General features: G+C 74.6%; 15 protein-coding genes. 10 read left to right on the top strand and 5 right to left on the bottom strand.

All coding sequences use genetic code 11. The features are described from left to right. Window positions 1-1,211 precede the first annotated feature (1,211 nt). Window positions 1,212-2,252 (bottom strand): vWA domain-containing protein, encoded by a 1,041-nt coding sequence (locus ACIRBY_RS02630; protein ID WP_403894949.1) that lies wholly within the window; start codon window positions 2,250-2,252, stop codon window positions 1,212-1,214. Between the two features lie 140 nt (window positions 2,253-2,392). Between ACIRBY_RS02630 and ACIRBY_RS02635 the strand changes: the two genes are divergently transcribed. The 4 genes from ACIRBY_RS02635 to ACIRBY_RS02650 all read left to right on the top strand — a co-directional run bounded on the left by ACIRBY_RS02635 (window position 2,393) and on the right by ACIRBY_RS02650 (window position 4,319). Next, complete coding sequence (locus ACIRBY_RS02635; RefSeq protein ID WP_403894952.1) at window positions 2,393-2,812, top strand: hypothetical protein; 420 nt, start codon at window positions 2,393-2,395, stop codon at window positions 2,810-2,812. Between the two features lie 89 nt (window positions 2,813-2,901). Further along, window positions 2,902-3,156 (top strand): hypothetical protein, encoded by a 255-nt coding sequence (locus ACIRBY_RS02640; protein WP_403894955.1) that lies wholly within the window; start codon window positions 2,902-2,904, stop codon window positions 3,154-3,156. A gap of 189 nt (window positions 3,157-3,345) precedes the next feature. After that, window positions 3,346-3,951, top strand: a complete 606-nt coding sequence (locus ACIRBY_RS02645) for a hypothetical protein (RefSeq protein WP_403894958.1) — start codon at window positions 3,346-3,348, stop codon at window positions 3,949-3,951. After that, a complete protein-coding gene (locus tag ACIRBY_RS02650) occupies window positions 3,948-4,319 on the top strand; it encodes a peptidase inhibitor family I36 protein (RefSeq protein WP_403894961.1) in 372 nt (123 codons plus the stop codon). The genes ACIRBY_RS02645 and ACIRBY_RS02650 overlap by 4 nt, the downstream gene beginning before the upstream one ends. Before the next feature lie 49 nt (window positions 4,320-4,368). Here ACIRBY_RS02650 and ACIRBY_RS02655 read toward each other — a convergent pair whose 3' ends face one another. Next, window positions 4,369-5,256 (bottom strand): DUF4436 family protein, encoded by an 888-nt coding sequence (locus ACIRBY_RS02655; protein ID WP_403894964.1) that lies wholly within the window; start codon window positions 5,254-5,256, stop codon window positions 4,369-4,371. Window positions 5,257-5,632: 376 nt separating this feature from the next. Between ACIRBY_RS02655 and ACIRBY_RS02660 the strand changes: the two genes are divergently transcribed. Then, a complete protein-coding gene (locus tag ACIRBY_RS02660) occupies window positions 5,633-6,166 on the top strand; it encodes a hypothetical protein (RefSeq protein ID WP_403894967.1) in 534 nt (177 codons plus the stop codon). Between the two features lie 95 nt (window positions 6,167-6,261). On the opposite strand, the gene ACIRBY_RS02665 is transcribed toward ACIRBY_RS02660, so the two are convergent. Beyond that, complete coding sequence (locus ACIRBY_RS02665) at window positions 6,262-7,206, bottom strand: LysR family transcriptional regulator (protein ID WP_403894970.1); 945 nt, start codon at window positions 7,204-7,206, stop codon at window positions 6,262-6,264. A 126-nt stretch (window positions 7,207-7,332) separates the two neighbouring features. On the opposite strand from ACIRBY_RS02665, the gene ACIRBY_RS02670 reads away from it, so the two are divergent. Next, complete coding sequence (locus ACIRBY_RS02670) at window positions 7,333-8,610, top strand: MFS transporter (RefSeq protein WP_403894973.1); 1,278 nt, start codon at window positions 7,333-7,335, stop codon at window positions 8,608-8,610. Window positions 8,611-8,623: 13 nt separating this feature from the next. Here ACIRBY_RS02670 and ACIRBY_RS02675 read toward each other — a convergent pair whose 3' ends face one another. Then, window positions 8,624-10,168, bottom strand: coding sequence for an SDR family oxidoreductase (locus ACIRBY_RS02675; RefSeq protein WP_403894975.1), 1,545 nt, complete (start codon window positions 10,166-10,168; stop codon window positions 8,624-8,626). A gap of 284 nt (window positions 10,169-10,452) precedes the next feature. Here ACIRBY_RS02675 and ACIRBY_RS02680 point away from each other — a divergent pair, with 284 nt between their 5' ends. Together ACIRBY_RS02680 and ACIRBY_RS02685 are read left to right on the top strand one after the other, a co-directional pair. Next, window positions 10,453-11,424 (top strand): hypothetical protein, encoded by a 972-nt coding sequence (locus tag ACIRBY_RS02680; RefSeq protein WP_403894978.1) that lies wholly within the window; start codon window positions 10,453-10,455, stop codon window positions 11,422-11,424. Between the two features lie 7 nt (window positions 11,425-11,431). Further along, window positions 11,432-11,830, top strand: a complete 399-nt coding sequence (locus ACIRBY_RS02685) for a YybH family protein (RefSeq protein ID WP_403894981.1) — start codon at window positions 11,432-11,434, stop codon at window positions 11,828-11,830. Between the two features lie 80 nt (window positions 11,831-11,910). Here the strand turns inward: ACIRBY_RS02685 and ACIRBY_RS02690 are convergent, their stop codons facing one another. Then, on the bottom strand, window positions 11,911-12,261 hold the full coding sequence (locus ACIRBY_RS02690; RefSeq protein ID WP_403894983.1) for a hypothetical protein: 351 nt from the start codon (window positions 12,259-12,261) through the stop codon (window positions 11,911-11,913). 177 nt (window positions 12,262-12,438) lie between these two features. Between ACIRBY_RS02690 and ACIRBY_RS02695 the strand changes: the two genes are divergently transcribed. Continuing rightward, window positions 12,439-13,149 carry a hypothetical protein gene (locus ACIRBY_RS02695; protein WP_403894986.1) on the top strand — a complete coding sequence of 237 codons (711 nt, stop codon included), beginning with the start codon at window positions 12,439-12,441 and terminating at the stop codon, window positions 13,147-13,149. A gap of 70 nt (window positions 13,150-13,219) precedes the next feature. Beyond that, window positions 13,220-13,636 carry an ATP-binding protein gene (locus ACIRBY_RS02700; protein WP_403895275.1) on the top strand — a complete coding sequence of 139 codons (417 nt, stop codon included), beginning with the start codon at window positions 13,220-13,222 and terminating at the stop codon, window positions 13,634-13,636. The last annotated feature ends 29 nt before the right edge of the window (window positions 13,637-13,665 follow it).

Genomic DNA, 13,665 nt, shown 5'->3' on the forward strand with positions numbered 1-13,665 from the left:
CGGCGGGGCGGTCCGCCTGATGTACGGGACCACGCCCGTGTACCGGCAGCTCAAGGCGGGCGACAAGGGCGAGGGCGTGCGACAGCTCAAGCGCAACCTCGTCGCCCTCGGGTACGGGACCGGGCTCGACCCGCGGCCGGCACGGCGACCGCGGTCGAGCGCCGGCAGAAGGCCCGCACGCTGCCCGGGGCCGGCGAGGTCGGCAAGGAGGACATCGCCTTCGCCTCCGGCCCGCAACGGGTACGGCGCAACGACGCCCAGGTCGGCGACGAGCCCGGCCCGGGCACGCCCGTCCTCACCTTGACCGGCACCGAGCGGACGGCCCGCTTCCAGTCCAGCTGAACCCCGCCAAGGCGGGCACGGTGAAGAGCAGCGACCCGGTGACCGTGACCCTGCCGGGCGGCGGGACGGCCACCGGGAAGACCGACTCGGTGGGCGGTGGCTCCGGCGGGCCGGGCGGCGGTGGCAGCGGCACACCGAAGATCCAGGTCACCGTGGCCCTGGACGACGCCGCCCGGGCCACCGGCCCCGATCAGTCCCCGGGATCGGGGCGGCTGACCGGCGAGACCCGCACGGGGGTGCTCTCCGTCCCCGTCAACGCCCTGCTCGCCCTCGCGGGCGGCGGCTTCGGCAGCGAGCAGTACTCCGGCGGGGTCAGGGCCCTGCGCGGGGAACGCGTGGGCCTCGGCGACCGGCTGGAACACCGGCCGCACGAGCTGTTCGGCGGGCAGGAGCAGCGCGTGGCCATCGCCCGGGTGGTGGCCCGCGCACCGGACCTGCTCCCCGCCGACGCCACGGGCGCGCTCGACACGGAGTCCGGCCGCCCGGTGATCCCGCCGGCGCCCGAGATCGAGCGCTCGGCGCTGGTCGGCTGGCAGGCGGCCGAGGAGCTGCTCGGCTTCCGCGGACACCCGACGGCCGTGTACGAGCGGTCCGCGGACGACCGCGTCGCCCAGGTCCGGGCCCTGATCGCGCGGACGGCCGACCCCCAGGGCCCGACCGCGGTGTCGGTGACCGATCCCTCCGCGGCCCTGCAGGCCAAGGCCGCCGCCGAGGGTGCCATCAGCGCGCTCTTGTTCGGGCCGGGCGCGATCACCCTGCTCGCGGGCGGGGTCGGCGTGGCCAACGGGGTGATCATCTCGGTGTCGGAGCGCCGCCACGAGATCGGCCCGCGCAGCCCCGCCGGCCCGGCCGGCGGGGCTTCCACGGCGTCAGCCCATCAGCAGCAGCCGGGTGTTGGGCACCAGCTTCCGGTTCACGCTGGTGCTCTGCACGAAGATGGTGAAGTCGTCGTTGTGGTCCGGCTTCACGCGGACCTCCGCGTCCGGAAGACCCAGCAGGGCGCGCGCCTCCGGACCCGTGTACACCCGGTCCGTCTTCTTCTCCAGCACCGCTATCAGCTTGCGCGCCTGGACCTTTTCCACCTTGCTCAACTGGTAATACGCGGCACCCGTGCGGTAGGTGTGCCCGGATTCCACGACCCATTCCCGGATCGCCGCCGCACGGGCCACGGGAATGAGCTGATACCGCGTCTGATCCACAGGGGTGAGGCCCGCGGCCTCGATGGACTTCTTGTTGACCGTCTCGGCGCCCGTGGAGAAAACCGCACGGGAACCCCGGATTCCCTTGGTGCGGCCCACCATGAACTTCTCGGTGGCCTCCCGGATGACCTGTCCGGCCTCCTCCAGGCCCCGCGTGCTCGTGGCGTCCCAGATGGCGATGTTGTCCTTCGGGAAACCGCACTGCATGGCCTCCCGCCTGCCCATCTGGTCCGGCACGAGGACGGCCAGGGTCCAGTTGTCCTGCTGCGTCTCGATCATCGTCGCCATGGCCTGCCGCAGGGCACGCTGCGACTGGGACGGGACGTCCGGGCAGCGGTGGCTCGCGTTCTCCTGCCCGTCGGTGAGCACGAACGTCAGGAAGCTGTGGTCGCCGTAGAGCTGGGCCGTCTGCGCCAGCTCCTGCTGCGACTTGAGCGTGGCCGCCAGCAGCGCGGTCATCCCGCCGACCCGGTAGAGCTCCTTCAGGGACGGCATGCGCAGCACGTCCTTGTCGTAGATGACGCATTCCACCTTGTCGGCGAACACGTACACCGTGACACGGGTTTCCTGGTCGAGTTCCTGCGACCGCCGGGCCAGATAGGCGATTTGCTGGTCGGCGACCTCGACGACCTTGTTCCTGAGGTGCGACATCGACGAACTGGCATCCAGCACAAGGGCAACGTGATTGATGTAGTTCTGGTTTCCGGACATGGCCGCTCCCCGTTTCTCCGACGTGATGAACAGATCCTCGCAGCCACCACTGACAATCGTCCCCGACCGCTTCTCCCGGCGGATCGCAACGGGTCGGCGCGCGGGGGCCGTTGTCAGTGGTCCGCGGCAGGATCGACGGCATGACGACACCGTTGCTGCTCACCGACATCGAACGAGCCGTCCGGAACGGCTGGAGCGCCCGGACCTGCACCCCCGAGTACCGGTCGCGCTGGACCGAGGACAACCCCGCACGCGACCAGTGCGGGGTCACCGCGATGGTCCTCAACGACCTGCTGGGCGGCGAGCTGATCCGCGGCGAGGTCCACGTCGACGGGGTCCGCGTCGACTACCACTGGTGGAACCGCCTGGGCGCGGGCGTCGAGGTCGACCTGACCCGCGAGCAGTTCGGGCCGCAGGAGACCGTCACCGGGGGAGTCGTGGTCCCCCGCCCGCCCGTCGCCGAATGGGGCAGGCTCCGCGAGGAGTACGAACTCCTCCGGGCGCGGGTCCTGACCGAGCTCGACCGGCGGCGAAACGATACGTCTGTGGCATCTGAGTGAACGGCCGTTCCCGTCCGGGGTCCACGTCGGTTGGACCGGCCGACGCGCACACCGACCGCGCGCCGTTCCTACCGATCCCTAGGGGAGTCATGCGTATTCGTTCCGCCGTCACCGCTTCCGTCCTGGCCGCCGGCATCCTCCTGGGCGGCGCCGGCGCCGCCCTGGCCAACGAAGGCGTCGACATCGACTACTTCTCCGGCGGCCACGCCGGCTGGTCGTCGAACTGCTCCTCGTTCGCCGCGGTGCCCCACAACCTCCCGTCCTTCGCCGGCCCGGTCTGGAACTCGACCTGCGCCAAGGAGGGCGAGAAGGAGTGGCTCAAGGGTGCCCACCTGGGTGCCTGATCCAGGAACGGATCCCGAAACGCGGGGGCGGACCGACCGCGAGGTCGGCCCGCCCCCGCGGCGTTCCCGCCCCGCCGCCCCGGTGCGGTCCTGCCGGAACGTTTCCCCGGGTGAAACCTGCACCCGCTCGGGTGAGCCCCGGGCCCCCGCCCTGTCGCGCCGGGGGCCCGGGCCGGTAGACAGCATGTCGTGATCAAGGAACCGTCCGGGACCGGGTGGCGACAGCGCGCACGCCCGCCCGCGAGGCCGTCGACCGCGGCCGGCCCGGCCCGCGCCGCCGCCCTGGCCCGCGTCGCCGTCGCGGCCTGCGCGCTGCTGACGGGCTGCACCGCCGGGCCCCCGGGGCGGGCCCCCGACCCCGACGAGGTCATCAAGGCCGCCACCCAGCGCCTCACCGACGCGTGCCTGGTCCGCCAGGGGCTCGTCCCGCCCCGCAGCGGGGCCGGCAGGCCGCCCGGTACCGACGAGGAGCGGGTCGGTGCGGCCCTCTTCGGCTCGGGCCCTGCCGAGCTGTCGCTCACCCTGCCCACCGGCTACGTCGTCCGCGCCCACACCGACGGCTGCCTCGCCGCCGCCCAGCAGCGGCTGTACGGGGACCAGCCCGGCTGGTTCCGCGCCTCGGTCGTCGTCAACAACCTCCGGCCCGAAGCCGACCGCGGCCACCGGGACCTCGCCGAGGTCCGCGCCCGCCACCGCGCCGAGATCGCCGCGTGGGAGCGGCTGCGCGCCCACGCCCTCACCGAAGCCACCGCCGTGCTCGAGAACCCGCCACCGAAGGGAAACCCGCCCGCATGAAGCGCTTCACCACCCTCCTCGCCGCCGCCGTGATCACCACCGGCGCGGTCCTGGCCACCTCGGCCGCCGCCGAGGCGGCCGACTGCCGCAGCGGCTACTTCTGCGTCTGGACGGACGCGAACTTCAACGGCATGAAGATCGAGCACAGCGGCGACGACCACTGGTGGGAGGGGGACATGTTCAAGCAGGACTCCTCCTGGGCCAACCACGGCCTCTCCGGCCCGGGCGTGGCCGACCACGTCAAGGTGTACGAGGGCCGTGAGCTGCTGGGCAGGGTCACGCTCTGCCTGGCTCCCGGTCAGGAGGTCGGCTACGACGCCGGCGCCAACGACCGGGGCGGATCCCACACCTGGTCCACCGGCTGCTGAGGCGGTCCCCGGACGTTCCTCAGGCCCCGCCCCGTGCACCGGCGCCCCGCTACGTGCGCGGGGCGCCGTCCGGGTGGAGGGCGGCGCGGACGCCGGCGAGGACCACGGCGATCAGGCAGAGGGCGATGACGGTCTCCGCCCACAGGAAGGCGAACCAGTCCAGGACGCAGCCGATGGGCGGTGTCCCGGGGGCGGTGTTGCGGAAGGCCGCGAGGGCGAACAGGGTGGCGGCCATCCAGGAGAGCGCGGGCCAGACCAGGCCTTCGCGCCGTGTCATCAGGTACCAGGTCCCGATGAGCACGGACGCCGCCAGCGCCCACATCACCATCATCATGAAGACCGCGAAGACGAGCAGGCTGCCCGAACGCCTCAGCTCCAGTCCGAAGACCGCCTCCGGCCGGGAGGACAGGGGCTCGGCGGAGACGGAGAAGAGCGTGTCGTTGTTGGAGAACAGCATCCGCACCGGCACCTGCCTGCCGCCCAGCACCGCCCAGAACTCCACGTCGGTCTCGTAGCTGTCGAACGGGTAGTCGCCGATGGACCCGCCCGCCAGCGCGACCTTCACGTCCCTGGTCGCGAGCCGCTCGTGCGCCTTGAACGCCAGGTCGCCCAGGGTCGCCGCGGAGGTCTGGAGGGCGAGGTCGTCCACCGGGGCGGTGCCTTCCGCCTCGCCGAGGCTTCCGCGCGGGACGACCCGGACCCGGAGCACCAGCTCCCTGGCCGCGGCGTCGACGTGCTGGACGGTGGCCTCGACGTCCACCCGGTCGGGGGCGGTGGAGCCGACCGCGTGGACCGTGTCGCCCGCCTGCCGCTCCGCGAACTGCAGCCAGGATCCGACGGCCACCGCCGCGACGATGAGCAGCGCGATGGGCAGCAGGACGGGGAGCAGCGAGGTCCCGGAGCGGCGCGGGGGAGGCGCCTCCGAGGGCGGGGTCATGGCGGCTCCGGCGGGACGGGGGGCGGAACGTTCTCGTCCGGCAAGCGAAACCTTTCGGCGGTGCCGCCGCCACCCCGGATGGCCCGGGTGGAGCCCCTGCGGCCCCTCCCATCGCGCCACCCGTAACGGGCCTTCCCGGCGGAACGGTGAAAACCAGACCCCGCCAGGGGAAACGATGCACGGCCCATACATCTGATCGGATACTGCCGTGCCCGCTGGGACCCGGGCGTACCCGAGGTATCCGCACAAGAGCCGCGATCCGGCTGATTTCCCTCTTCAGGCGCCGGGTGCCGCTTCGCAACGATGGGCTCCGCGACTCCAGGGCCGCCGCTGCGAGCGGTCGGCCTCCCGGCCGCCGAACCAGAGGGGAACACGCATGTCACCGCGCAGGATCCTGGCGATGATGACCGCCACCGCGGCACTGATCGCGGGCCCGGTACTGACCGCCCAGGCCTCGACCCCACTCCGGAACACCTTCTCCGAGCAGACCCGCGCCGCCGGACTGACCGCCGCGCAGGCGGCCGAACTCCGGCAGCGGGTCGACGCCGTGCTCGCGTCCGACCCGCAGGCCCGACAGATCTCCGCGAACAAACTCGCCATCGCCGGCGGAGACCTGGTCCTCAGGGCTCCGGGCCGGTCCGAAACCCGCGACCTGGCCGCCCCCGACGCGGAGCTGGCCTGCGCCGACGGCCACCTGTGCATCAGGGACGGCCTGGGCAACAACTACGACTACTACTACTGCGGCTACTACGACTTCGGCGGCGTCGGCGACGGCACCTTCAACAACAACCAGAGCTCGGGCACCCGGGCCCGCTTCTACAACCAGAACGGCAGCGAGCGCTGGTCGAACGTGGCCAAGGACAGCGGCACGGCCTCCTGGACCCCGGTCTACCACATCCGCCCCTGCTGACCCCCTCACCCGGCCGCCCGGCACCCCGCCCCCACCGGCGGGGCGCCGGGCGGCCTCCGCGTGCGCCCGCACGGGCCGCGCGGCCGGCGCGCGGCTCAGCGCGGGATCACCCAGTCCGGCATCCAGGTCCCGGCGGTCCCGGCGGGGGCGCGCAGGCCCGCCGCGGTCGCGAGGTGGGCGCGCAGGGCCGCAAGCCCCGGGTGGGGGTTGTCGCGGCGCCAGAGCAGCGAGTGCGGGTAGACGGGCGTCGGATCCGTCACCGGGATGCGGCGCAGGCCGTGCCCGGCCGGCCAGACGAGCCGGGTCCGTTCGCTCATGAAGGTGGCCAGGGCCGGGGTGTCGGCGATGGTGTCGAGGAGCGCGTCGGAACCGAAGTTGGGCCCGGTCGACTCCAGGGAGAGTCCGAACTCGGCGACGAGGTCGTCGTAGTAGGCGGTCCACTCGGTGCCGGGGACGACGCCGGGCATCCAGATCCGGTGCCCGGCCAGCTCGGCCACGGTGACCGACCGGGCGCCCGCCAGCGCGTGGTCGGGGCCGGTGAGGAGCTGGAGGGGCTCGTCCAGCACCCGGACGGCCTCGACGTCCTCCGGAAGGGGCCGGCCGGGCGCGGTGACGGCGCGGAAGGACGCGTCGATCGCACCGGAGCGGAGGGCCGCGACGGCCGCGTCGATCTCCAGCAGCATCACCACGTCGAGCTCGACCTCGGGGTGCGCGCGGTGGAAGTCGCGCATCAGGCCCGTCGCCGCGCCGCGCGAGTTGATGACGTCCACGCGCAGCGGACGCCGGTCCGTACGCACGGACGCGATCGCGCGCTCGGCCGTGCGCAGCAGCTCGCGGGCATGGGGCAGGAACGCCTGCCCGTCGATGGTGAGCTCGGCGCCGCGCGGTGTACGGGTGAACAGCCGCACCCCGAGGCCGCGCTCCAGCGCGGCGATGCGCTTGGAGACGGCCTGCTGGGTCACCGACAGCTCGGCGGCGGCCTCCTGGAACCGCCCCGCGTCGGCGGCCGCGACGAACGTGCGGACGGTGTCGAGGTCCATACCGCCACCCTAAGGGGACAACCAGGGGTTGTGGGCGGGGTCCCTCCCGGTTGTTTGATCCCCGGCCGCACCACCCGCTTTGATGCTCCGGAACGCCGACCGGTTGTACGGGGAGGGTGAGGGGCGATGTGGGAAACGAGGGACGGACGGGGCCGGGGGCGCCGGCGCGGCGGGCGGCTGGGGCGCCCGTTCGGCAGGTTCCGGGCGGCGTACGGGACCAGCGCGCTCGGCACCTGGCTCGCCTTCGGGGCGTTCCCGCTGATCGCCGTCCAGGTGCTGCACGCCGGGCCGGCCGAGGTGGCGGCGCTCTCCTCCGCCGGGGCCGCGGTGGGCGCCGCCGTGGCGGTCCCGCTCGGCCCGTGGGTGGAGTTCCGCCGCAAGCGGCCCGTGCTGATCGCGACGGACCTGGTGCGGTGCGCGGCGCTGCTCACGGTCCCCGCCGCGTTCGCGCTCGGCGCGCTCACCTTCCTCCAGCTCCTGCTGGTGTCCGTCGTCGTCGCGGCGGCCGACATCACCTTCCGGGCCGCCTCCGGCGCCTACCTGAAGGCCCTGCTGCCGGCCGGGCACCTGCTGGAGGCCAACGCCCGGTTGGAGTCCACGGCCTGGACCACCACGATCGCCGGCCCGCCGCTGGGCGGCCTCGCGATCGGGCTCCTCGGACCCGTGGCGACGGTGGTGGCCGACGCGGTCAGCCACCTGCTCTCGGCCCTGGCCCTCCGCACCACGCGCGGGCAGGAGCCGGCGCCCGGGCGCCGGGAGAGCCGGCGCCCGCGGGCCGGGGACCTGCTCGACGGCTGGCGGTGCGTCCTCGCCGACCCGGGGCTGCGCCCGCTCTTCTTCAACACCGCCCTGTTCAACGGCCTGGTGATGGCCGCCTCGCCGCTGCTGGCCGTCCTGATGCTCGGCCCCCTCGGGTTCGAGCCCTGGCAGTACGGCCTCGCCTTCGCCGCGCCCTCGGTCGGCGGGCTCCTCGGCTCCCGGCTGGCCCGCCCGCTCGCCACCCGGTACGGACAGCACCGGGTCCTGGCCGTGTCCGGCTCCCTGCGCGCGGTGTGGTCCGTCGGCCTGGCCTTCGTGGGGCCGGGCACCGGCGGGCTGCTGCTGGTGATCGGCGTCGAGTTCGGGCTCATCCTCTGCTGCGGGGTGTTCAACCCCGTCTGCGCCACCTACCGCCTGGAGCGCACCCCGTCCGACCACGTCACCCGTACGCTCTCCGCGTGGTCGGTGACGACCAAGGCCGCGGCCGCGCTGCTCACGGCGGCCTGGGGCGTCCTGGGCAGCCTGCTCGGCCCGCGCACGGCCATCGCCCTCGCCGGACTCCTCCTCCTGGCGACCCCGCTGCTGCTCCCGCGCCGGACGGCCGCGCCCCCCGCCGAACCCGAACCCGCCCCCACCCGTACCTGACGGACCGCCGGCGCTAGCCCAGGGTCCTCGGGCCGGCCCCCGCGGGCGCGTCGGGGGCGGCCGGGGCCTGTTCCGCCGCGTGGGCGATGTTGCGGACCATGCCGCCGAAGACCGCCGAGTGGAAGGGGCTCACGGCCCACCAGTACATGTGGCCGAGCAGGCCGCGCGGGTGGAACAGCGCGCGCTGCCGGTAGCGCGACCGGCCCGCGTGCACCGGGTCGGGCTCGGCGTACATCTCCAGCCAGGCCAGCCCGGGCACCCGCATCTCGGCGCGCAGCCGAAGCAGCCGTCCCGGCTCGATCTCCTCGACCCGCCAGAAGTCCAGGGCGTCGCCCACCCGCAGCCGGCTGGCGTCGCGGCGGCCCCGGCGGATGCCGGCGCCGCCCGCCAGCCGGTCCAGCCAGCCCCGTACGGCCCAGGCCAGGGGGAAGGAGTACCAGCCGTTCTCGCCGCCTATGCCCTCCACCACCCGCCACAGGGCCCCCGGCGGGGCGGCCACGCCGGCACTGCGGTGGTCGGTGTAGAGGCTGCCGCCGGCCCAGTCCGGGTCGGTGGGCAGGGGGTCGCTGGGGGCGCCGGGCAGGGAGGCGTTGGACCACCGGGTGGTCACCCGGGCCTCGCGGACCCGCTCCAGGGCCAGGGCCAGGGCCTGGTCGAAGGGGAGGGGCGCGCCCGGCGGGTCGGGCACCCAGCGGGTGATGTCGTGCTCCGCGCACACCACCTCGTGGCGCAGCGACTCGGCGAGGGGCCGGGCCAGGGCCCGGGGCACCGGGGTGACCAGGCCGATCCACAGGCTGGAGAGGCCCGGACTGAGCATGGGCACGCGCAGGATGCGCCGGTGCGGGAGCTCGGCGACCTCGGCGTAGCGGTGCATCATCACCTCGTACGTGAGGACGTCCGGTCCGCCGATGTCGAAGGACCGGCTGACCTCCGGCGGCATCGAGGCGCTGCCCACCAGGTAGCGCAGCACGTCGCGCACGGCGATGGGCTGCACCCGGGTGCCCACCCAGCTCGGGGTGATCATGACGGGCAGCCGTTCCGTCAGGTAGCGGAGCATCTCGAACGAGGCCGAGCCCGAGCCGATGACCACGGCCGCCCGCAGCACCGTGCAGGGGACGCCGGACGCCAGCAGGATGGTGCCCACCTCGGCCCGGGAGCGCAGGTGCGGGGAGAGCCCCTCGGGCGGCAGCCCGGCCGGGGTGAGGCCGCCCAGGTACACGATGCGCCGTACGCCGGCCCGCCGCGCCCGCTCGGCGAACAGGCGGGCGGCGGCCCGGTCGCGCTCCTCGAAGCCCGGTCCGGCGTTGAGGGCGTGCACCAGGTAGTAGGCGATGTCCACCCCGCTCAGGGCCGCGTCCAGCGAGCGCCCGTCGGTGACGTCGCCGCGCGCCACCTCGACGCGGGAGGCCCAGGGGTGGTCGCGCAGCCGTTCGGGGGAGCGCGCCAGCGCCCGGACCCGGTAGCCGGCGTCGAGGAGCTCGGGCACCAGGCGGCCGCCGATGTATCCCGTGGCCCCGGTGACCAGGCACAGCGCACCCGCCGACTCCTCACCCGCCATGGGCTCGCTCCTGTCTGTGCGGCGGCGGCGCACGGGCGGCACCGCCCTTTCGAGCCTGGACCCGGCGCGGCCCGGGCGCAACGCCGCCGCCCGCGGGGGGCGGCGGGCCGGGGGCGCGGACCGGCGGGTTACGGTGTCCCCTTTCGAGGGGGGAGACAGCGATGTCGCACCACACGGGGTGGGGACCGAACCACCCGGGACAGCCGGTACCACCGTGGGGAGGGTGGGCGCCGCCCCCGCCGCAACCGGGCGTCGTACCGCTCAGGCCGCTCGGGGCGGGCGACGTGCTCGGCGGCGCCTTCACCGCGTTCCGCCGCTACTGGAAGCCCCTGACCGGCGTCGTCCTCCTGGCCCAGGGCGTCGGGATCCTGCTGATCGCCGCGGCGATCGGCCTCGCCGCCCTCGGCATCGACACCCGGTTCGCCGCGGTGTTCAACCTGCCGGACGGCGAAACGCCCGCGGCCGGCGACGTGGCGGCCCTGCTCCTGTACCTGGCACCGGTCGCCGTACTGCTGCTGCTCGTCATGGTGCTGCTCACCGGGATGATCGGCGCCGCGTGCCCCGCGGTGATCCAGGAGGCGGTGCTCGGACGCGCCGTGACCTTCTCGGCGCTCTGGCGGCGCTGCTGGTCCCGGCTGCCCTCCGTCCTCGGCGTCCTGCTGTGCGTGGGGCTGCTCGCGGGCGGGCCGGTGCTGGTCCTCTACGCGCTCTGCTTCCCGCCGCTCCTCTCGGCCGCCGCGCACGACGCCGCCCCGCCGGCGGCCGTGTTCCTGCTGCCGCTGGGCCTGCTGCTCTGGCTGCCCGTGCTGGTGTGGCTCGCCATCCGGTTCAGCCTCGCTCCCGCCGTCGCGGTGTGCGAGGGGCTCGGCCCGATCGCGGCGATGCGGCGCTCCTCCCGTCTGGTCGCGGGCGGCTGGTGGCGTACGTTCGGCGTCTCGGCGGCGGCGTACCTCCTGGCGTCGGTGGTCGGCTACATCGTCCAGCTGCCGTTCACCCTGCTCGGCATCGTCGCGCTCGTTCCCGCCGTCATGGCGACGGCCGACGAGGCGCGCGCGGGCACGCTGGTCCTCGGCATCGTCGGGTACGCGGTCTGCGCCCTGATCGGCACGGTGATCGCCTCGGTGTTCCAGCTCGGGTACCCGCAGCTGGTCCTGTCCCTGCTCTACGTGGACCAGCGGATGCGCAAGGAGAACCTGGCCGAGGCCCTCGCCGCCTCCGCCGCGGCCCCGGCCCACCCGGGCCCCGCGGGTGCATGATGAGGGCATGAACGACCGCGACGACTTCCGGCGGTGGGTCGAGACGGCCCTCCGCGCGGCGGAGCGCGCGCTGCACGACGGAGACGCGGCCCCGCGCCGGGCGCTGTGGTCGCGCAACGAGCCGGTGAGCGTGCTGGGGGCGTGGCGCAACGCAGTCGGACGGCAGGAGGTCGACGCGCTCTTCTCAGCCCTGGAGGAGAGCTTCTCCGCCTGCACGTCGTACGCGTTCGAGCTCCAGGCGTACGACGTCGCTGGCGACATGGCCTACACGGCCGGCCTCGAGCACGTCTCGGTCTCGGTCGACGGGGAGCCGCGGACCTATACCCTGCGGGTCACCCAGGTGTACCGCAGGGAGGGCGGGGAGTGGAGGGTGGCCCACCGCCACGGGGACACCGTCACCGGATGACCCCCGGCGCGCCGCCTCCGGGGGCCGTGGAGGCGAACACCGTGCCTCCGTCGGCCGTCGGCCGTCCGTCCGGGCGGTGGTCACAGCCACCGCCGTGCCGCCTCGACGCTGTCCCCGCCGCCGGTGTTGAACGCGACGGCGGCCTGGGGCGCATGGAGCCGGACCAGGTTCACGATCTGCTCGAAGAGCGGGAGCAGTTGTTCCGTCTTGCGGATCCCGCCGCCGACGACCACCACGTCCCAGGGCCGTTCGGTCAGCGGGGCGACGAGGATGGACTCGGCCGAGCCGTCGAAGACGACCAGCGCCATGGCGGCGTCGATGCCGTGTTCGCCGAACCGGGCCAACTCCGCGTCGAGCGAGGCACGCAGGGCCGTCGCGTCTACGCCGGGTATCGCGGTGGGGTCGTATCCGATGACGAGTGCAGTGGCCATCCGGTGAGCCTGGACGGGGCGCCCGACCGTGATCAGCGGAACGGGCCGCATGTGTGCCGTAGCACAAACGGCCCGACCGGGTGTGGACCTCCGCGATGTCGGCCCGCGTCGTGCGTCGCCCTGACTACCGTCGGGTGCTCGGCCGCGCCGCACGGCGGCCGGGAAGGAGCGCGTTCGATGGGGACCACGGTGGTGGGGTTCCGGCTCGGCTGGGACAGGAAGGGCCGGCAGACGACGGTGGTGCTCACCGAGGCGGGGGTCCTGCACCACAGCAGCGGACTCCTCGGCCTGGCGCCGCGGCCCACCCGGCCGCACGCCCCGGTCGGCGCGGACCCGCACCCGGTGCCGCGCCAGGTCGCGACCTTGCGCAAGCTGTACGCCGAGCTGCTCCACCAGGGCTACACCCGCACGTTGATCGCCCCGGCCTGCGTCCGGCTCGACACGGGGGAGCGCCCGCTCCACCCCCGCCCGTGGGGCGAGCACGCGCCGAAGGCGCATCCGGAGCTGATCGCCGAGTTCACCGGCGCCGCCCCCGCCGGTCCCGGTTCGCTGGAGGACGCGGTGGCCGGCTTCTACCGGGCTATCGGCCTCATGACCCGCTCCGGGAGCACCGCGTCGCCGGGCCCGGCCGCCGCCGTTCCGCCCGTCGCCCCGCCCGGCGTGCCCCCGGCGGTCCGCGAGGCCCTGCGCTGCCTCGCCGAGGGCCGCACCCTCGTCTCCCGTCCCCGGCGCGGCGCGGGCTGGACCGTCACGGGTGCGGGCGTACGCCTGAACGTCGGCCCCGCCGGCGAGGACCTCAGCCACCGCGAAGTGGCCGAGCTCCAGGCCGCGCTGACGGCCTGGCTGCGCCACCAGCGCCGTCCCGGCGCGGGCTCCGGGGCGCGGTGAGTGCGGGCGGGGGTTGCGGGTAGGTGCGGACCGCGAGCAGTCGGAAGAAGGGTGGTCGAGGACGGTGGAACTGCGTGCGGTCGGCTGGGCACACGCCTTCCCGGTGGCGAACGGGGTCCGCGCGGCCCGGGTGTGGACCGCCGGGCACCTGGCCTCGCTGGAATGGGCCCGGGACGCCCCGGACACGGTGCACTCCGTCCTGCTCGCCGTGTCCGAGCTGGTGACGAACGCCCACGTGCACGCCGTGAGCACCGCACACCTGGTCCTCACCTGGGACGGCCGCTGCCTGCACGTCAGCGTGGCGGACGCCGACCCGACCCCGCCGCGCCCCCGGGAGGCCGGCGAGCGGGCGACCTCCGGGCGGGGCATGGGCATCGTCGACGCGCTCGCCGACGCGTGGGAGGTGCACCCCGGCGACCACAGGAAGACGATCACCGCGTGCTTCCGGCCGCCCGAGGGCGCGGTACGGCAGGACGGCCCGCCGTGACGCGGGCCGTCCGAGGTGCCGGGGGAGGG

The sequence above is a fragment of the Streptomyces sp. NPDC096136 genome (assembly GCF_044763325.1).
GTDB lineage: Bacteria > Actinomycetota > Actinomycetes > Streptomycetales > Streptomycetaceae > Streptomyces.

What these genes read in the sequence shown, in the direction of transcription:
- ACIRBY_RS02630 (WP_403894949.1), bottom strand. Translation starts at nt 2,252, where the DNA reads ATGTCCGGAAACCAGAACTACATCAATCACGTTGCCCTTGTGCTGGAT.
- ACIRBY_RS02635 (WP_403894952.1), top strand. Translation starts at nt 2,393, where the DNA reads ATGACGACACCGTTGCTGCTCACCGACATCGAACGAGCCGTCCGGAAC.
- ACIRBY_RS02640 (WP_403894955.1), top strand. Translation starts at nt 2,902, where the DNA reads ATGCGTATTCGTTCCGCCGTCACCGCTTCCGTCCTGGCCGCCGGCATC.
- ACIRBY_RS02650 (WP_403894961.1), top strand. Translation starts at nt 3,948, where the DNA reads ATGAAGCGCTTCACCACCCTCCTCGCCGCCGCCGTGATCACCACCGGC.
- ACIRBY_RS02655 (WP_403894964.1), bottom strand. Translation starts at nt 5,256, where the DNA reads ATGACCCCGCCCTCGGAGGCGCCTCCCCCGCGCCGCTCCGGGACCTCG.
- ACIRBY_RS02660 (WP_403894967.1), top strand. Translation starts at nt 5,633, where the DNA reads ATGTCACCGCGCAGGATCCTGGCGATGATGACCGCCACCGCGGCACTG.
- ACIRBY_RS02665 (WP_403894970.1), bottom strand. Translation starts at nt 7,206, where the DNA reads ATGGACCTCGACACCGTCCGCACGTTCGTCGCGGCCGCCGACGCGGGG.
- ACIRBY_RS02670 (WP_403894973.1), top strand. Translation starts at nt 7,333, where the DNA reads ATGTGGGAAACGAGGGACGGACGGGGCCGGGGGCGCCGGCGCGGCGGG.
- ACIRBY_RS02675 (WP_403894975.1), bottom strand. Translation starts at nt 10,168, where the DNA reads ATGGCGGGTGAGGAGTCGGCGGGTGCGCTGTGCCTGGTCACCGGGGCC.
- ACIRBY_RS02685 (WP_403894981.1), top strand. Translation starts at nt 11,432, where the DNA reads ATGAACGACCGCGACGACTTCCGGCGGTGGGTCGAGACGGCCCTCCGC.
- ACIRBY_RS02690 (WP_403894983.1), bottom strand. Translation starts at nt 12,261, where the DNA reads ATGGCCACTGCACTCGTCATCGGATACGACCCCACCGCGATACCCGGC.
- ACIRBY_RS02695 (WP_403894986.1), top strand. Translation starts at nt 12,439, where the DNA reads ATGGGGACCACGGTGGTGGGGTTCCGGCTCGGCTGGGACAGGAAGGGC.